General features: G+C 72.8%; 2 protein-coding genes. Both read right to left on the bottom strand.

Features of this window, described 5'->3' with window-relative positions:
- Positions 1-34 precede the first annotated feature (34 nt).
- A complete protein-coding gene (locus NP777_RS23485) occupies positions 35-10,363 on the bottom strand; it encodes a type I polyketide synthase (protein WP_449343551.1) in 10,329 nt (3,442 codons plus the stop codon).
- Between the two features lie 51 nt (positions 10,364-10,414).
- Positions 10,415-20,032, bottom strand: a complete 9,618-nt coding sequence (locus NP777_RS23480) for a type I polyketide synthase (RefSeq protein ID WP_256652157.1) — start codon at positions 20,030-20,032, stop codon at positions 10,415-10,417.
- Positions 20,033-20,045: the final 13 nt, after the last annotated feature.

The following is a 20,045-nucleotide window of genomic DNA, read 5'->3' as shown; positions in this document are numbered from 1 at the left end:
TTACAGTCAGGGTCGGAGGGCGCCGATCGACGGTTCAGGACAGTCCGAGCTCGTTGTCGATGAAGTCGAACAGCTCGTCGTTGGAGGACGATCCGATCCGTTCGGCCACCTCGACGGTGGAGTCGGCGTCATCGGAACCCTCGCCCAGCTTCTCCAGGAGCTCCTTCAGCCGCCCGGCCACCTTCGTGCGGGCCTCGCCGTCGTCCATCACGTGGGAGAGCAGCGGCTCCAGCTTGGCCAGCTCGGCGAAGACCACGGGCTCCCCCGCACCGCCGTCCGGCAGCAGTCCCTCCCGCAGGTGCTCGACCAGCGCCGTGGGGGTCGGGTGGTCGAAGACCAGCACGGCCGACAGCCGCAGCCCGGTCTCCGCGTTGAGCCGGTTCCGCAGTTCCACCGTGGTCAGGGAGTCGAAGCCCATGTCCTTGAAGGCCATGTCGGGATCCACCGCATCCGGCGAACCATGGCCGAGGACCGTCGCCACCTGCACCCGCACCAGGTCCAGCAGGGCCCGGTACTGATCGGCCCCGGAGAGGCCGGCCAGGCGGTCCCGCAGCGATCCGGCGCCCGACCCCGCGCTGCCCGACGCCACGGTCCGGCGCCGGGGGACGCGCACCAGGCCGCGCAGGAGAGCGGGCACCTCGCCGGTGCGGGCCTGGACGCGCAGGGCGGCGAGGTCCAGATGGGTCGGCACCAGCACGGCCTGGTCGGCGCCGAGCGCCTCGTCGAACAGCGCGAGGCCCTCCTCCGAGCTGAGCGCGGTCAACCCGGCCCGTGCCATGCGCTGGAGATCGGCCTCGCCCAGATCCCCGGTCATCGCGCTCCGCTGCTCCCACATGCCCCACGCCAGGGAGACCGCGGGGAGGCCGAGCCCGCGGCGCTGGTGGGCCAGGGCGTCCAGGAAGGCATTGGCCGCCGCGTAGTTGGCCTGGCCGCCGCCACCGAAGTTCGCGGCGGCCGAGGAGAACACCACGAAGGCGGAGAGGTCGAGGTCGCGGGTCAGCTCGTGCAGGTGCAGCGCGGCGTCCACCTTCGGACGCAGCACCTTGTCCACCCGCTCCGGCGTCAGCGACTCCACCACACCGTCATCCAGCACACCCGCCGCATGCACCACGGCCGACAGCGGATGCTCCGACCCGATCCCCGCCAGCAGCTCCGCCACCGCGGCCCGGTCGGCGACATCACACGCCGCCACCCGCGCCTCGGCGCCCAGCCCGGCCAGCTCCGCCACCAACTCCGCCGCACCCGGCGCCTCCACGCCACGACGGCTCGTCAGCACCAGACGCTCGACCTTGTGCTCCACCACCAGATGACGGGCCAGCAACGCGCCCAGACCACCCGTACCACCCGTGATCAGCACCGTGCCACGGCCGTCGAACGGCTTGGTCTCCGGTTCGGGCCGGTCCTCCACCAGGGCCACCCGGGCGAGCCGGGCCGCGAGCACCTGTCCGTCCCGCACGGCCACCTGCGGCTCCTCGGCGGCCAGCGCCGCCCGGAGTTCCGAGGCCGTGTCGCCGTGCTGCCCCGGGTCCAGGTCCACCAGGAGGAACTTGCCGGGGTGCTCGGACTGCGCGGAGCGCAGCAGACCCCACACGGCGGCTTCGGCCGGGGTGCGCACCTCGTCGGAGGACCGGGCACCCATCGCGCCGCGCGTCACGAACACCAGGAAGGAGTCGGCGAGCCGCTCGTCGGTGACCCAGGACCGCACCAGGTCCAGTGCGCGGTGGGTGGCACCGCGCACCTGCCCGGCGAGGTCCGCGCCGTCGTCGAGGCCGACCGCCTCCGCGGTGCCCGCCACCATGACGACGTCCGGTGGCGTGGCGCCCGAACCGAGCGCTTCGTACAGCGCGGCCAGATCCGCGTACGACGCGACGTCGGCACCCGCCGCCTCCAGACCGGAGCGCACCCCCAGGCCGTCCGTGCCCAGTACGGCCCAGGTCCCCTCGGAGGCCGGCCGCGGTGTGTCGTGGAGAACGGGGGTCCAGTCCAGCCGGAAGAGCGAGTCGTGTCCGGCCGCTTGGGAACCGGCCGACTGGATCTGCCCCTCCGCGACGGCCCGCATCATCAGGGAGTCGATCGAAGCCACCGGACGGCCGCTTCCGTCGGCCATCCACAGGCCGATGGAGTCGGGCCCGACCGAGCTGAGGCGCACCCTCAGCTCCGAGGCGCCCGAGGCCCGCAGCGAGGCGCCGGTCCAGGAGAACGGAAGCCGGGCAAGACCGGACTCCTCCTGCGGCACGAACATGACGGCCTGGACCGCCGCGTCCAGCAGGGCCGGGTGCAGACCGAACTCCTCGGCGTCCGAGGCGTTCTCCTCGGGCAGACGCACCTCGGCGAAGACCTCGTCACCACGGATCCACACCGAGCGCAGCCCCTGGAAGACCGGGCCGTGGACGACGCCGCCCGCGGCCATCCGGTCGTAGACGTCCTCGGTGCCGATCGGCTCCGCGCCCTCCGGGGGCCATACGGTGAGGTCGGCCGGTCCGGAGTCGTCCCATGCGCCGCTCGGGGACAGCAGACCGGAGGCGTGCTGTGTCCACGGCTGTTCCAGGGTCTCGTCCTCCGGCCGGGAGTACACGTTCAGCGAACGCGTACCGTTCTCGTCCGGCCTGCCCACCGCGAGCTGGAGGTGTACCGCGCCCCGTTCGGGCAGCACCATGGGCGCCATGAGGGTCAGTTCCTCGACCCGGTCACATCCCACCTGGTCGGCGGCGTGCAACGCCAGCTCGAGGAAGCCGGTGCCGGGCAGGATGATGGTGTCCTGGACCGCGTGGTCGACGAGCCACGGATGCGTCTGCGGCGAAAGGCGGCCGGTGAACAGGAAGCCGTCCGCGTCGGGCAGTTCGACGGCGGCGCCCAGCAGCGGGTGCACCGGCGGGGTGAGCCCCACGGCGGTGACATCGCTGGCGAACGCGAGGGCCTCCAGCCAGTAGCGCTCCCGCTGGAAGGCGTAGGTGGGCAGTCCGACCTTGCGGGCGCCGCCTCCGGCGAAGGCCCGCTCCCAGTCCACCCGCGCGCCGCTGACGTGGAGTTCGGCCAGCGCCGTCGTCAGCGTCCGCGTCTCGGGGCGGTCCTTGCGCAGCACCGGCACCATGACCGGCGTGGCGGTGCCTTCGGGGCGGTCCTCCACACAGTCCCGCGCCATCGCGGTGAGCACGCCGTCGGGGCCGACCTCGAGGAACCTGGTCACGCCCCGCGCCTCGAGCGTCCGTACGCCGTCCGCGAACCGGACCGCCTCTCGCACGTGCCGCACCCAGTACTCCGGCGAGCACACTTCCTCCGCGCCCGTGGCCTCGCCCGTGACGTTGGAGACCAGGGCGATGGCCGGCGGGGCGAACGACACCCCTTCGACGACCTTGCGGAAGTCGTCCAGCATGGCGTCCATGCGGGGCGAGTGGAACGCGTGGCTGACCTTCAGCCGACGGGTCTTACGACCCTGCTCCGCCCACTGGGCGGCGATCTCCAGCGCCGCTCCCTCGTCACCGGCGATGACCACGGAGGCCGGGCCGTTGACCGCCGCGATGCTCACCTCGGCCTCGCGCCCGGCGAGTGAGGTGGCGATCTCCTCCTCGGTCGCCTGGACGGCCACCATGGCGCCGCCCTCGGGCAGCGCCTGCATCAGCCGGCCACGGGCCGCCACCAGCGAGCACGCGTCCTCCAGCGAGAACACCCCCGCCACATGCGCGGCGGCGACCTCACCGATCGAATGCCCGATCAGCACATCCGGAGTGACACCCCAGTGCTCCAGCAACCGGAACAGCGCCACCTCGACCGCGAACAGCGCGGGCTGGGTGAACGCAGTCTGATCCAGCAACTCGGCGTCCGCGCTCCCCTCCGTCGCGAACACCACCTCCCGCAGCGGACGCTCCAGCAGCGGGTCGAGGTGCGCACACACCTCGTCGAACGCCTCGGCGTACGTCTCGAACGCGTCGTACAGCTCCCGCCCCATGCCGAGCCGCTGGGCGCCCTGCCCGGTGAACAGGGCGGCGAGCCCGCCTCCCCTGCGGGTGGCGCCGGTGACGGCTGCCGGGGAGGTCTCGCCCGCGGCGACGGCGGTGAGGCCGGCGGCCAGCTCCTCCAGGTCCGCGCCGAGGACGACCGCGCGGTGCTCGAACAGTGACCGGGTGGTGGCGAGGGAGTAGCCGAGATCGCGGACGTCGGGGTCGGTCCCGGCGTCGAGGTGGCCGAGCAGGCGCCGCGCCTGGCCCTGTACGGCGTCGGCGGTCTTGCCGCTGAGCACCCACGGCACCACCGGGATCTCCCCGGACGCCCGGGGCCGCTCCTGCTCGGGGGCGGCCGGGGGCTCTTCGAGGATGGCGTGCGCGTTGGTGCCGCTGATGCCGAAGGAGGAGACACCGGCGCGGCGGACCCGCTTCCCGGTGGCGGGCCACTCGCGCGCCTCGGTCAGCAGCCGGACGTTGCCCTCCGTCCAGTCCACATGGGTGGAGGGCTGGTCGACGTGCAGCGTCTTGGGCAGCGCCTCGTGCTGAAGGGCGAGCACCATCTTCATGACCCCGGCGACACCGGCGGCGGCCTGGGTGTGCCCGATGTTGGACTTGACGGCGCCCAGCCACAGCGGCCGGTCCTCCGGGCGGTCCTGTCCGTAGGTGGCGAGCAGGGCCTGCGCCTCGATGGGGTCACCGAGGGTGGTGCCGGTGCCGTGCGCCTCGACCGCGTCGACCTCGGCCGCTGTGAGCCCGCCGCTGGCCAGCGCCTGCCGGATGACCCGCTGCTGCGAGGGGCCGTTGGGGGCGGTGAGCCCGTTGGACGCGCCGTCCTGGTTGATCGCGGAGCCGCGCAGGACCGCGAGGACCGGGTGCCCGTTGCGCCGGGCGTCGGACAGCCGCTCCACCAGGAGCATGCCCGCGCCCTCGCCGAATCCGGTGCCGTCGGTGCCGTCGGCGAACGCCTTGCACCTGCCGTCCGGGGCGAGGCCGCGCTGGCGGCTGAAGTCGAGGAAGAGCCCCGGCGTCGACATCAGGGTGACGCCGCCGGCCAGCGCCAGGTCGCACTCCCCCGCGCGCAGCGCCTGGGCGGCCAGGTGCAGGGCGACGAGCGATGACGAGCACGCGGTGTCGACCGTCACCGCGGGTCCTTCGAGTCCGAAGGTGTACGAGACACGGCCGGACATCACGCTGGCGTTGTTGCCGGTGCCGAGGTGGGCCTCGGCACCGTCCCTGACGGCGAGCGGGCGGCCGGCGTAGTCCTGCTGGTTGGTGCCGGCGAAGACGCCGGTGCGGCTGCCGCGCAGCGTCTCCGGGGCGATCCCGGCGCGTTCGAACGCCTCCCACGAGGTCTCCAGGAGCATCCGCTGCTGCGGGTCCATGGCCAGGGCCTCGCGGGGCGAGATGCCGAAGAACGCCGGGTCGAAGTCGGCGAGGCGGTCCACGAATCCACCGTGGCGGGTGTAGCTCTTGCCGGACAGTCCGGGCTCGGGGTCGTAGAGGCCGTCGGTGTCCCAGCCGCGGTCGGTCGGCCAGGGGACGATGGCGTCGCGGCCCTCGGAGAGCAGCTTCCAGAACGCCTCGGGCGTGTCGACGCCCGCGGGGAACCGGCAGCTCATCGCCACGATGGCCACCGGGTCGTCGTCGCCGGCCGGCCCCGGTGCGGGAGCGGCCGGTGCCGTGACCGTGCCGTCGCGCGGGGCGAATTCGGTGTCGAGGTAGTCGGCGAGGGCGGCCGGCGTGGGGTAGTCGAAGACCAGGGTGGCCGGGAGACGCTTGCCGGTGGTGGCACTGAGCTGGTTGCGCAGCTCGACGGCGGTGAGCGAGTCGAAGCCCAGCTCGCGGAACGCCTGTCCCGGCTCGACGTCGTCCGGGCTCGGGTGGTTGAGCACATGGGCGATGTGCGCACGCACCAATTCGAGGCACGCCTTGCTCCGCTCGTCCGCGGGGAGGGCGGCGATCTGCTCGGCGATGCCGGCCTCGGCGCTGTCGGCCGTCGTACCGGTCTCGGTGGTGGCACGCGCCCGCGCGAGGAGGGTCTGCACATCGGCCAGGTCGTCGAAGACGGGGCGCGGGCGTCCCGCGACGAGACCGGCGCCGAACACCTCCCAGTCGATGTCGCTGATGGCCACGGTGGCGTCGTCGTGGTCGAGCGCCTGCTGCAGGGCGGCGGTGGCGAGTTCGGGGTCCATGAGGCGGACACCGTGCCTGTGCAGCCGCTCCCCCACGGTGCCCTCGGCCATGCCTCCGTGGGCCCAGCCGCCCCAGGCGACCGAGGTGGCGGGCAGCCCGCGGGACCTGCGGTCCTGGGCGATGGCGTCCAGGAAGGCGTTGCCCGGGGCGTAGTTGGCGTGGCCGGGGCCACCGAGGGTGCCGGAGGTGGAGGAGAAGAGGACGAACGCGGACAGGTCGCGGCCGGCGGTCAGCGCGTCGAGGTTGCGGGCGCCCTCCACCTTGACGTCGAGCACCCTGGCGAGGCGTTCGGGGGTCATCGACGTGATGACGCCGTCGTCGAGGACGGCCGCCGTGTGGACGACGGCGGTGAGCGGGCGCTCCGCGGGGATGGAGTCGAGGAGGGCGGCGAGCGCGTCCCGGTCGGCGATGTCGCAGGCGGCGGTCTCCACCCGCGCGCCGAGTCCGGTCAGTTCGGCCTCCAGCTCGGCCGCCCCGGACGCGTCCTTACCCTTGCGGCTGACGAGAAGCAGGTGGTCGGCGCCGCTCTTGGCGAGCCAGCGGCCGACGTGCCCGCCGAGGGCACCCGTTCCGCCGGTGACCAGGACGGTGCCCGAGGGCTTCCAGGGGCGTCCGGGATCGAGGGCACCGGTGGCGGCGCGCACGAAGCGGCGGCCGACAATGCCGTTCGGCCTGATCGCCACCTGGTCCTCGTAGCCGATCCCGGCGAGCACGGCGACAAGCCGCCTGGCCGCGGCGGTGTCCAGCACGCCCGGCAGGTCGACGAGGCCGCCCCAGCGCGCCGGCTGCTCCACGGACACGACACGTCCGAAGCCCCACACCAGGGACTGCTTGGGCGCGTCCACCGGCGTCCGGCGGGAGGGCTCGGTCCATACGGCGCCCCGGGTGGCGAACCACACCGGGATGGTGAGGCCCAGATCCTCCAGGGCCTGGATGAGCGTGATGGTGCCCGCGTACCCGCGCGGCAGGCTCGGGTGGGAGGAGTGGGGCTCCTCATCGATACCGAGCAGCGACAAGACCCGGTGGGCACCCTCGCGCCCGGTCTCCTCGGCCGCGGCGGCGAGCGCGTCGCCGATCGCCCCGGCGAAGACAGTGCGGTCGGCTTCGGGGTCGACCGGCACCAGCACGGTGTGCGCCCCGGCGCGGGCGAGGGCGTCGCGCACCCCGGTCACCAGCTCGCTGCCGGTGTGCTCCTCGGCGACGAGGATGGGCCAGGTGCCGGTGAGCGACGCGGTGGTGCCGGCGGTCACCGGCTTCCACACGACGCGGTAGCGCCAGTTGTCGATGGTGGCCCCGGCGACGTTGCGCCTGCGGTAGTCCGACAGGGCGGGCAGCAGTGTGCCGAGGGTGTCGGCGTCCAGGTGCAGGGCGGAGGTGAGCGTGTCGACGTCGCCGCTCTCGACGGCCTGCCAGAACGGGGCGTCGGCGGCACCCGTCGCGGGTCCCGCCTCCGGGACGGCGGTCAGGTCGGGCCAGTAGCGGCGGCGCTGGAAGGCGTAGGTCGGCAGCTCGACGCGGCGGGCGCCACGACCCTCCAGCGTGGCGGCCCAGTCCACCGTGGCGCCGGGCACGAACACCTCGGCGACGGAGGTCAGGAAGCGCTCCAGGCCGCCCTCGTCACGCCGCAGCGTGCCGACGACCACCGCCCGCGCCTCGGTGGACTCCACCGTCTGCTGAACGGGAAGTGCCAGTACGGGATGCGGGCTCGCCTCGATGAACACGCCGTGCCCGTCGGCGAGCAGGGTGCGGGTGGTGGCCTCCAGCTCGACGGTCTGCCGCAGGTTGCGGTACCAGTACTCGGCGTCCAGACCGGCCGTGTCGATCAGTTCGCCGGACACCGTGGAGTAGAACGGCACCTGCGACGAACGCGGCTCGATGCCGGCCAGGACCCGCAACAGCTCCTGATGGATTTCCTCGACGTGTGCGGAGTGCGAGGCGTAGTCCACCGGAACCCGGCGAACGCGGATCTCCTCGCCCTCCAGCTGGGCGACCATCTCGTCCAGCGCACCCGGGTCACCGGAGACCACGACGGAACCCGGGCCGTTGACCGCGGCGACCGAGATCGCGCCATCCCACTGGGCGATGCGCTCCCGCACCTGGTCGACCGGCAGCCCGACCGACACCATGCCACCACGGCCGGCGAGACCCGCCGCGATCGCCTGCGACCGCAGGGCCACCACCTTCGCGGCGTCCTCAAGCGACAGCGCGCCCGCCACACACGCGGCCGCGATCTCGCCCTGGCTGTGGCCCATCACCGCGCCCGGCTCGACACCCACCGAACGCCACAGCTTCGCCAGCGACACCATCACCGCGAACAGCGCGGGCTGCACCACATCCACCCGGTCATAGCCGGGCGCGCCCTCGACACCGCGCAGCACATCGGTCAGCGACCAGTCCACATGGGCCGACAGAGCCTTCTCACACTCGGCCACCGACTCGGCGAACACCGGCGAGGACTCCAACAGCCCCACCGCCATACCCGCCCACTGCGCCCCCTGCCCCGGGAACACGAAAACCGAACGGCCAGGGTCGGTCGTCCGGCCCCGCACCACTCCGGTCGCCCCGGTGGTGTCCTCGGCGACCGACTCCAGGCGCTGGAGGAGTTCCGCACGGCCGGCGCCGGTCACCACGGCCCGGTGCTCGAACGCGGACCTGGTCGTCGCCAGCGAGAGCGCCACGTCCGCGTCGCTCAACTCCGGGCGCTCCGCGACGAACTCCCGCAGCCGCTCGGCCTGCGCCCGCAGCCCCCGTGCGCTGCGGCCGGACACCACCCACGACACCGGACCGGCCGCACCGCCACCGGCCTCCGCACGCTCCTCGGGCTCCTCGGACTCCGGAGCCTGCTCCAGGATGGTGTGCGCGTTGGTGCCGCTCATACCGAACGACGACACGGCGGCGCGCCGCGGGTGGTCCCGGTCCGGCCACGGGGCCGAGTCGTGCAGCAGGGAGACGGCGCCGCCGGTCCAGTCGATGTGCGGCGAGGGCTCGTCCGCGTGGAGCGTCTTCGGCAGCACGCCCGCCCGCATGGCCATCACCATCTTGATGACCCCGGCGACACCGGCGGCGGCCTGGGTGTGCCCGATGTTCGACTTGATGCCGCCCAGCCACAGCGGCTGGTCCGCGGGCCGGTCCTGCCCGTACGTCGCCATCAGCGCCTGCGCCTCGATCGGGTCACCCAGTGTGGTGCCCGTACCGTGCGCCTCCACCACGTCCACCTCGGCGGCCGAGAGCCGGGCGCTGGTCAGCGCCTGCCGGATGACCCGCTGCTGCGATATGCCGTTGGGCGCCGTCAGACCGTTGGAGGCGCCGTCCTGGTTGATCGCCGAACCCTTGACGATGGCCAGCACCTGGTGGCCGTTGCGCTGGGCGTCGGACAGCCGCTCCACGAGCAGCATGCCGACGCCCTCGCCCCAGCCGGTGCCGTCGGCCGCGGCGCCGAACGGCTTGCACCGGCCGTCCGCCGCCAGCCCGCGCTGCCTGCTGAACTGGACGAACGCCGTCGGGGTGGACATCACGGTGATACCACCGGCCAGCGCGAGCGTGCACTCGCGCTGGCGCAGCGCCTGAACGGCGAGGTGCAGGGCCACGAGGGACGACGAGCACGCCGTGTCCACGGAGAGCGCGGGGCCCTCGAGGCCCATGGTGTAGGAGATCCGGCCCGAGACGATGCTCGCCGCGTTGCCGGTGCCCGAGTGGCCCTCCACATCCTCCGCGGTCTCGTCCACCCCGAGCATGAGCATGGAGTAGTCCTGGCCGTTGGTTCCCACGAACACACCGGTCCTGCTGCCCCGCAGGGACATCGGATCGATGCCCGCCCGCTCGACCGCCTCCCACGACGTCTCCAGCAGCAGCCGCTGCTGCGGGTCCATCGACAGCGCCTCACGCGGCGAGATCCTGAAGAAACCCGGATCGAACTGGTCGGCGTTCTCCAGGAAACCGCCCTGGGTCGTATAGCTGGTGCCGGGGCGGTCCGGGTCCTCGTCGTAGAGGGCGTCGATGTCCCAACCTCGGTCCATGGGGAATTCCGAGATCGCGTCGGTGCCCTCCGCCACCAGGCGCCACAGGTCTTCGGGAGAGTTCACCCCTCCGGGGAACCGGCAGCTCATGGCGACGATCGCGATCGGTTCCTGGTCCGCTGACTCGGCCTCGAGCAGGCGCTGGCGAGTCTGCTGGAGATCCGCGGTCACCCGCTTGAGATAGTCGAGAAGCTTCTCTTCGTTCATTGTTATGTCACCCATGGAAGTAGTAAGGAACGACCCTCGGGAACCGACCGCGCCAGCTCAGGAGATCCCGAGCTCCTTGTCGATGAAGTCGAAGATCTCGTCCGACGTCGCCGACTGAATCTTGTCCGGAACCGCCTTCTTGCCCGGGGTGCGCGAATCCTGTTCCGCCTCTCCCCACTTCAGAAGGAGCGTCTGCAAGCGCGTCGTGATCCTCGGCCGGTCCACGTCGTCGGCGGAGATCGCGGCCATCGCCGCTTCGATCCGGTCCAGCTCACCGAGGATCGGTGCGGCCGCCGAGACCCCGTCCTGGACGACGTCGGTACGCAGCCGGCGGGCGAGCGCCACGGGCGTCGGGTGGTCGAAGACGATCGTCGCGGGCAGCCGCAGGCCCGTCGCCGCGTCAAGCCGGTTGCGCAGTTCGACGGCGGTCAGCGAGTCGAAGCCGAGTTCCCGGAACGCCCGCTGGGACTCGACCGACTCCACCGACGGGAAGCCCAGCACCATCGCCACCTGCGTGGTGACGAGGTCGAGCAGTGCTCGTTCCTGCTCCGCCTCCGACATTCCGGCGAGCCGCTCACGCAGTTCGGAGCCACCGGTCTCGAACTGTGCCGCGGTGCCACCGCCGATCGCGGCTTCCAGGATCCGGCGCGCCTCGGGCACCTCGTCCAGCAGCCGGCTGGCCCGGACGGCGACGTAGGAGGGTACGAATCGCTCCCAGTCGAGGTCGGCGATGGCCAGATGGGTCTCCTGCAGGTCGAGGGCCTGCTGGAGGGCCTTGACCGCCAGCTCCGGGGTCATCGCGGCCATGCCACCACGCCGCAGCCGCTCCTCCAGCGCCCCGTCGACCGCCATGCCGCCCTCGGCCCACGGGCCCCAGGCGACCGAGGTGGCCGCCAGGCCCTGGGCCCGGCGCTGCTGCGCCAGGGCGTCGAGATAGGCGTTGGCCGCCGCGTAACTGCCCTGCCCGGCACCGCCGATGGCTCCGGCGAGCGAGGAGAACAGCACGAACGCGGACAGGTCGAGGCCCTCGGTCAGCTCGTGCAGATTGCGGGCCCCGTCCACCTTGGGACGCAGCACACCCGCGACCCGCTCCACCGACATCGAGTCCAGGACACCGTCGTCCAGAACACCCGCCGCGTGCACGACGGCGCTCAGCGGATACCGCTCCGGGATGGCGGCCAGTACGGCGGCCAGGGCGTCGCGGTCGGCGGCGTCACATGCCGCGATGGTCACCTCGGTGCCCAACGCGGTGAGTTCGTCACGCAGTTCGGCGGCCCCGTCGGCCTCCGGGCCACGGCGGCTGGTCAGCACCAGGTGCTCGGCGCCGGCGTTCGCCAGCCACCGGGCCACCTGGCTGCCCACTCCCCCGGTGCCGCCGGTCACCAGCACCGAGCCCCGCGCGCTCCACGGCCGGGCCGTGGTCTGCGGCGCGTTCGCTCGCACCAGGCGCCGGGTGAACACGCCGGACGTGCGCACCGCCACCTGGTCCTCGAACTCGCCCGCGCCACCGCCCAGCACACCGGACAGCCGGTTCGCGGCCCGCTCGTCCAACGTCTCCGGGAGGTCGACCAGACCACCCCACAACCGGGGATGCTCCAGACCGGCGACCCGGCCGAGGCCCCACATCTGCGCCTGGGCGGCGCTGCGCAGGGTGTCGGACCCGGTCACCGACACGGCGCCTCGCGTCGCCACCCACAGCGGGGCCTCGACACCGGCGTCCACGAGTGCCTGCAACGCGACGAGGTTCAGCGCGAGCCCCTGCGGCACGACCGCGTGCCCGGGGCTGGCGCTCTCGTCCAGGGCCAGCAGGGAGAGGACCCCGCCGACGGCCCCGTCCGGCGCGCCCTCGGCCGCCGTGCGCAGCCGCTCGGCGACCGCCGCGCGGTCGCTGTCCGGTCCGCCGTCGAGCACGATCCGCGCCACGTCCACGCCCTGCCGCTCCAGCATGGTCACCGCGGCGGTGACCAGCTCGTCGTCGGCGTGCGACTGGGGAACCACGACCAGCCACGTTCCGGTCAGCGCCCGCTCCGACAGCTCGGACACCGGGGTCCACGCGATCTGGTAGCGCCAGCCGTCCACCGTCGAGCGCTCACGGTGGCCCTTGCGGTAGGACGACAGGGCGGGCAGCAACTCGGTGAGCGAGGCGTCTCCGTCCACGTGCAGCGCGGTGGTCAGCGCCTCCAGGTCCGCACGCTCGACGGCGTCCCAGAACCGGGCGTCGGCCGAGTCCACGGATACGGCGTCGGCGGTGGCATCGCCCTCGGGGACGTCCAGCCAGTAGCGCTGCCGCTGGAACGCGTACGTCGGCAGCTCGACCCGCCGGACGTCCTGACCGGCGAACAGAGCCGCCCAGTCCACGGTGACGCCGTGGACGTGGAGTTCGGCCAAAGCCGTCGTCAGCGCCTGGGCCTCCGGGCGGTCCTTGCGCAGCGCGGGCACCACGACGGGGGGCGAAGTCTCCTCCACCGTCAGGCACTCGCGTGCCATCGCCGAGAGCACACCGTCGGGGCCCACCTCGAAGAACCGGGTCGCGCCCGCGTTCTCCAGGGAGCGCATCCCGTCCGCGAAGCGCACCGCCTCGCGGACGTGGCGCACCCAGTACTCCGGCGAGCACACCTCGTCGGCGCCCGCCGACTTGCCCGTCACATTGGACACCAGCGCGATCGAGGGCGGTGCGAAGGACAGCCCCTCGACGACCTTGCGGAAGTCGTCCAGCATGGCGTCCATGCGGGGCGAGTGGAACGCGTGGCTGACCCGCAGGCGACGGGTCTTACGCCCCTGCTCCGCCCACTGCCCGGCGATCTCCAGCGCCGCTCCCTCGTCACCGGCGATGACCACGGAGGTGTGGCTGTTGACGGCGGCGATGCTCACCTCGGCCGCACGACCGGCCAGCGACGGCGCGATCTCCTCCTCAGACGCCTCGATGGCGATCATGGCGCCGCCCTCGGGCAGCGCCTGCATCAGCCGGCCACGAGCGGCCACCAGTGCGCACGCGTCCTCCAGCGAGAACACCCCCGCCACATGCGCGGCGGCGATCTCACCGATGGAGTGACCGATCACCACATCCGGGGACACGCCCCACGCCGACAGCAGCCGGAACAGCGCCACCTCGACCGCGAACAGCGCGGGCTGGGTGAACGCCGTCTGATCCAGCAGCCCGGCATCCGCACTGCCCTCCGCCGCGAACATCACGTCCTTCAGCGGACGGTCCAGCAGCACATCCAGATGCGCGCACACCTCGTCCAGCGCACGGGCGAACACCGGGAACGCCTCGTACAACTCCCGCCCCATACCAAGGCGCTGCGCACCCTGACCCGAGAACAGGAAGGCGGTGATTCCCGTCGGAGTGGCGACCGAGCGCACGACCCCGGGGGTCTCCTCGCCGGTGGCGACGGCCTCGAGCCCGCGCAGCAGCTCCGCACGGTCCGCGCCCGTCAGCACGGCACGGTGTTCGAACACCGACCGGGTGGCGACCAGGGAGTAGCCCACGTCCTTCAGGCTCAGTCCGGGCTGCGCGGTCAGATGTGCCCGCAGCCGCCGCGCCTGGGCGCGCAGCCCGTCCGCGCTCCGGGCGGAGAGCGTCCAGGGAGCCGCGCCGCGGTCGTCGGGAGCGGTCACCTCGGCCGGTCGCGTGTCCTGGTCGTCCGACGGTGCCTGCTCGATGATGGCGTGTGCGTTGGTGCCGCTGACGCCGAACGCGGAGACACCGGCCCGGCGCGGCTGACCCGTCTCCGGCCACTCGGTGGCCTCGGTCAGCAGCCGCACCTCGCCCGCCGACCAGTCCACCTGCGGCGAGGGCTCGTCCACGTGCAGCATCTTCGGCAGCACACCGTGCCGCATCGCCATCACCATTTTGATGACACCGGCGAGTCCGGACGCGGCCTGGGTGTGTCCGATGTTGGACTTCAGCGCGCCCAGCCACAGCGGGCGGCCCTCCGCACGCTCCTTGCCGTAGGTGGCCAGCAGCGCCTGTGCCTCGATGGGGTCGCCCAGCGAGGTGCCCGTGCCGTGCGCCTCCACCGCGTCCACCTCGGCGGCCGACACCCCGGCGTTGGCGAGGGCCTGGCGGATCACCCGCTGCTGCGAGGGGCCGTTCGGCGCCGTCAGACCGTTCGAAGCGCCGTCCTGGTTCACGGCCGAACCCCGCACGATGCCCAGCACCTGGTGGCCGTTGCGCCGGGCGTCCGACAGCCGCTCCACCAGGAGCACATCGGCGCCCTCGCTCCAGCCCGTACCGTCCGCCGCGGCCGCGAACGGCTTGCACCGGCCGTCAGGCGCGAGCCCGCCCTGCCTGCTGAACTCGACGAACGCCATCGGAGTGGCCATCACCGCCACACCGCCCACCAGCGCCATGGTGCATTCGCCCTGACGCAGCGACTGGCAGGCCAGATGCAGGGCCACCAGTGACGACGAGCAGGCCGTGTCCACCGTGACGGCGGGGCCCTCCAGGCCGTAGGTGTAGGCGAGGCGGCCGGAGACGACACTGCCGGCGTTTCCGGTCAGCAGATGGCCCTCGACGTCCTCGGGCACCGACTCCAGGTTGCTGCCGTATCCGGAGCCCGAGAAGCCGACGAACACACCGACTTGGCTGCCCCGCACCGACGCGGGGTTGATGCCCGCCCGCTCGAACGCCTCCCACGAGGTCTCCAGCAGCAGCCGCTGCTGGGGGTCGGTGGCCAGCGCCTCACGCGGCGAGATCCCGAAGAAGCCGGGGTCGAACTCGCCCGCGTCGTAGAGGAATCCGCCTTCGCGGGCGTAGAACGTGCCCGGCCGGTCCGGGTCCGGGTCGTACATGCCGGACAGGTCCCAGCCGCGGTCCGACGGGAAGGACGAGATGGCGTCGCCGCCGCCGTCGACCAACTGCCACAGGTCCTCCGGGCTCCGCACCCCACCGGGGAAGCGGCAGCTCATGGACACGATCGCGATGGGATCGTCGTCCGCGCCGACCCCGGCGGGGGCACCGGACCCGGTGGCCACCGCCGGGGACGAGGTGCCCAGCACCTCGGTGCGCAGCAGCGCCGCGAGCGTGGTGGCGCTGGGGTAGTCGAAGACCAGCGTGGCCGGCAGGCTGAGACCGGTCTCGGCGGCCAGCCGGTTGCGCAGGTCGACCGCGGTCAGCGAGTCGAAGCCCAGATCGCGGAAGGCCCGGTTCGGCTCGACCATCTCCGGGGAGGCGTAGCCGAGCACGGAGGCCGCGTGCTTGCGCACCAGATCGAGCAGCGCCCGGTCGCGCTCGCCCTCGGTGAGGGGCTTCAGCCGCTCGCGGAGCTGCGCCCCGGCGGCGTCGGCGCTCTCGCCACCGTCGCCCTTCGTCTCCAGCGCCCGGACCTCGTCGAGGTCGCTCAGGAGCGGGCTGGGGCGGACCGCGGTGAACGAGGGCGCGAACCGCTCCCAGTCCACGTCCACGACCGTCACCACACCCTCGTCACCGGCCACCGCACGCTCCAGGGCTGCGATCGCCAACTCGGGTGCCATCGCGGGCAGTCCGCGCCGCGCAAGCTGCTCCCCCGCGTCATCCCGGGTCGCCATGCCGCCCTCGGCCCACGGGCCCCAGGAGACGGCGGTGCCCGCGAGGCCCCGCGCCCGGCGCTGCTCCACCAGCGCGTCCAGGAAGGCGTTGCCTGAGCCGTAGACGCCCTGGCTGCCGCCGCCCCAGATACCGGAGATGGACGAGAAGACCACGAACGCGTCGAGCTCACGGTCGCCCAGCAGCTCGTCCAGGTTGACGGCGCCCGCGACCTTGCCCGACACCACCCGGGCCGCGTCCGCGAGCTCCGTCTCCAGCAGGGAGGCCGCGATCGTGACACCCGCCGCGTGCACCACTCCGGTGAGCGGCCGGTGCTCCGGCACGGCGTCCAGGACGGCGGCGAGCGCGTCGCGGTCCGCCGCGTCGCACGCGGCCACCGTCACCTCGGCGCCCATGGCCTCCAGCTCCGCCTTCAACTCGGCGGCGCCTTCGGCCTCGAGACCGCGGCGGCTGGTCAGCACCAGGTGCTCGGCACCGCTACGGACCAGCCAGCGGGCCACCTGGCCGCCGAGCCCGCCCGTGCCACCGGTCACCAGCACCGTGCCACGCGCCCGCCACGTCGTCTCCTCGCCGACGGCCGGGGCGGAGCGCACCAGACGGCGTACGAAGACACCGGAGCCGCGCACCGCGACCTGGTCCTCGCCGCCCTCGACGGACAGCACACCGGTCAGCCGCTCCGCACCGCGCCCGTCCAGCGACTCGGGCAGATCGACCAGACCGCCCCACAGCGGCGCCAGCTCAAGACCGGCCACCCGGCCCAGCGCCCAGATCATCGCCTGCGCCGGGCTGGTGAGCCGGTCCGAACGCCCCACGGACACGGCGCCGCGCGTACCGCACCACAGCCGGGCCGGGATCTCGGCCTCGACCATGGCCCGCACCAGCACCAGGGTCAGCGCATAGCCGCCCGACAGCGCCGGATACCCCGGGCAGGGCTCCTCGTCCAGGGCGAGCAGCGACAGCACACCGCCCAGCTCGGGCGTCTCCGCGGCCACCTCGCGCAGCCGCTCCGCCAGCGTGTCCGCGTCGAGGTCCCGCTCGTCCAACGTGACCGGGACCACGCCCGCGCCGTGTCGCTCGAGCCCGGCGACAACGCCCGAGACCAGCTCGTCCTCGGCACGGGACGCCGGAACCACCACCAGCCACGTCCCCGACAGCGAGCCGTCGGCGACGTCGGAGAACGGCTTCCACGACACCCGATAGCGCCAGCCGTCGATCGTGGACTGGTCGCGGTTGTTGCGGTGATACGCGGACAGGGCGGGCAGCACCGCGCTCAGCGGCGCCTCGCTGTCGACCGCCAGCGTCCCCGCCAGCGACTCCAGGTCCTGGCGCTCCACCACGTCCCAGAACCGCGCGTCGACGGAGCCGGTGACATCGGCCGCGCTCCCACCGGGCGGCAGGCCGAAGCCGTCCAGCCAGTAGCGCTCGCGCTGGAAGGCGTAGGTCGGCAGCTCGACACGGCGGGCGCCACGGCCCTCCAGTGTGGTGAGCCAATCGACCTTCTTGCCACGCGAGAAGACCTCGGCGGCTGAGGTCAGGAACCGCTCCAGGCCGCCCTCGTCACGCCGCAGCGTGCCGACGACCACGGCCTGGGCCGCGGCGGACTCCACGGTCTGCTGAACCGGAAGGGTGAGGACCGGATGCGGGCTCACCTCGATGAAGGTCGCGTGTCCCTTGCCGAGGAGTGCGCGGGTGGTGGCCTCCAGCTCGACGGTCTGCCGCAGGTTGCGGTACCAGTACTCCGCGTCCAGGCCGGCGGTGTCCACCAGCTCACCGGTCACCGTCGAGTAGAACGGCACCTCCGACGAACGCGGCTCCAAATCCGCCAGAACCTTCAGCAGCTCCTCGTGAATCGCCTCCACATGCGCCGAGTGCGAGGCGTAGTCCACCGGAACCCGGCGAACCCGCACCTCCTCGCCCTCCAACTGGGCGACCATCTCATCCAGCGCACCCGGGTCACCCGACACCACAACAGAACCCGGACCGTTCACCGCGGCGACGGATATCGCACCGTCCCAGGCGGCGATACGCTCCCTGGCCGCCTCCGCCGACAGGCCGACCGACACCATGCCACCACGGCCGGCAAGACCCGCCGCGATCGCCTGCGACCGCAAGGTCACCACCTTCGCGGCATCCTCCAGCGACAACGCACCCGCCACGCAGGCCGCCGCGATCTCACCCTGGCTATGACCCATCACCGCATCCGGCTCCACACCCACCGAACGCCACAACTTCGCCAGCGACACCATCACCGCGAACAACACCGGCTGCACCACATCCACCCGGTCAAAACCGGGAGCACCCTCAACCCCGCGCAGCACATCCGTCAACGACCAGTCCACGTAAGCGGACAGGGCCGACTCACACTCGCCGACCGCCTCCGCGAACACCGGCGAGGACTCCAGCAAGCCCACCGCCATACCCACCCACTGCGCCCCCTGACCCGGGAACACGAACACCGAGCGGCCGCGTACGTCCGCCACACCACGCGTCACACCCGAGGCGATCTCGTCCCCGGCCAACGCGCCCAGCCGCGCCAGGAGTTCCTCGCGGTCGGCTCCCGTCACCACCCCACGGTGCTCGAACACCGACCGCGTCCCCACCAGGGAGAACGCCACATCGGCGGCGCCCAGCTCGGGACGCTCGGCCACGAACTCCCGCAGCCTGCCCGCCTGGGCCCGCAGACCCGCCGCGCTCCGGCCGGACACCACCCAGGCCACCGGGCCATCGGCGGCCTCGGCCTCGACGTCCTCTGCCGCCTCGGCCTCCGGGGCCTGCTCCAGGATCGCGTGGGCGTTCGTCCCGCTGATGCCGAACGAGGACACGCCCGCCCGCCGAGGCTGCTCCGACTCGGGCCAGGGGGTGGACTCGTTCAGCAGCCGGATATCGCCCTCCGACCAGTCCACCTGGGCGGACGGCTCGTCGGCGTGGAGCGTCTTGGGCAGAACGCCGTTCCGTATGGCCATCACCATCTTGATGACCCCGCCGACACCGGCGGCGGCCTGGGAGTGGCCGAGGTTGGACTTCAGCGAGCCCAGCCACAGCGGCCGCCCCTCCGGCCGCTCCTTGCCGTAGGTGGCCATCAGCGCCTGGGCCTCGATCGGGTCACCCAGCGACGTACCCGTGCCGTGTGCCTCCACCGCGTCCACATCGGCGGGCGTCAGGCCCGCGTTCTTGAGCGCCTGGCGGATCACCCGCCGCTGCGAGGGGCCGTTGGGCGCCGTGAGTCCGTTGCTCGCACCGTCCTGGTTGATGGCCGAGCCACGGATGACGGCCAGCACCGGGTGCCCGTTGCGCCGGGCGTCCGAGAGCCGCTCCAGGAGGAGCAGGCCCACGCCCTCGGCCCAGCCGGTGCCGTCGGCGCCCGCGCCGAACGCCTTGCACCGCCCGTCGGGAGCGAGCCCGCCCTGCCGGCTGAACTCGACGAACATGCTGGGGGTGAACATGACGGCGACGCCGCCCGCCAGGGCGAGTGAGCACTCCTCCTGACGGAGCGCCTGGCAGGCCCAGTGCAGGGCCACCAGCGACGACGAGCACGCGGTGTCCACCGTGACGGCGGGCCCCTCGAGGCCCAGGGTGTAGGCCACCCGCCCGGACACCACGGAGGTGGCGTTGCCCGCGAGCATCAACCCCTCCACGTCCGCGGGCATCTCGCTCACTCCGGCGCCGTAGCCGGAGGGCGAGGCGCCGACGAACACACCGGCCTGGCTGCCCCGCACCGACGCCGGGTCGATTCCGGCGCGCTCGAACGCCTCCCAGGCGGTTTCCAGCAGCAGCCGCTGCTGGGGGTCGGTGGCGAGCGCCTCCCGCGGGCTCATGGAGAAGAAGCCGGGGTCGAAGTCGCCGGGGGTCTCCAGGAACCCGCCCTCACGGACGGAGAAGGTGCCGGAACGCTCCGAGTCCGGGTCGAAGAAGCCATCGACGTCCCAGCCCCGGTCCGGAGGGAACTCGGTGATGGCATCGCCGCCTTCGGCGACGAGCCGCCACAGCTCCTCCGGAGTCTTCACACCCCCCGGGTACCGGCAGCTCATCGCCACGATGGCGATGGGCTCCCGGTCCCGCTCCTCCACCTGTCGAAGTCGCCGACGAGCCTGACGCAGGTCAGCCGTCACCTTCTTGAGGTAGTCAAGGAGTTTTTCGTCTTCCGCCACTATCCCCAGCCCC

It is taken from the genome of Streptomyces rugosispiralis (assembly GCF_024505145.1).
Lineage (GTDB): Bacteria > Actinomycetota > Actinomycetes > Streptomycetales > Streptomycetaceae > Streptomyces > Streptomyces rugosispiralis.
Note: the sequence above shows the minus strand (reverse complement) of the source record. Positions and strands in the feature narration are given on the sequence as shown.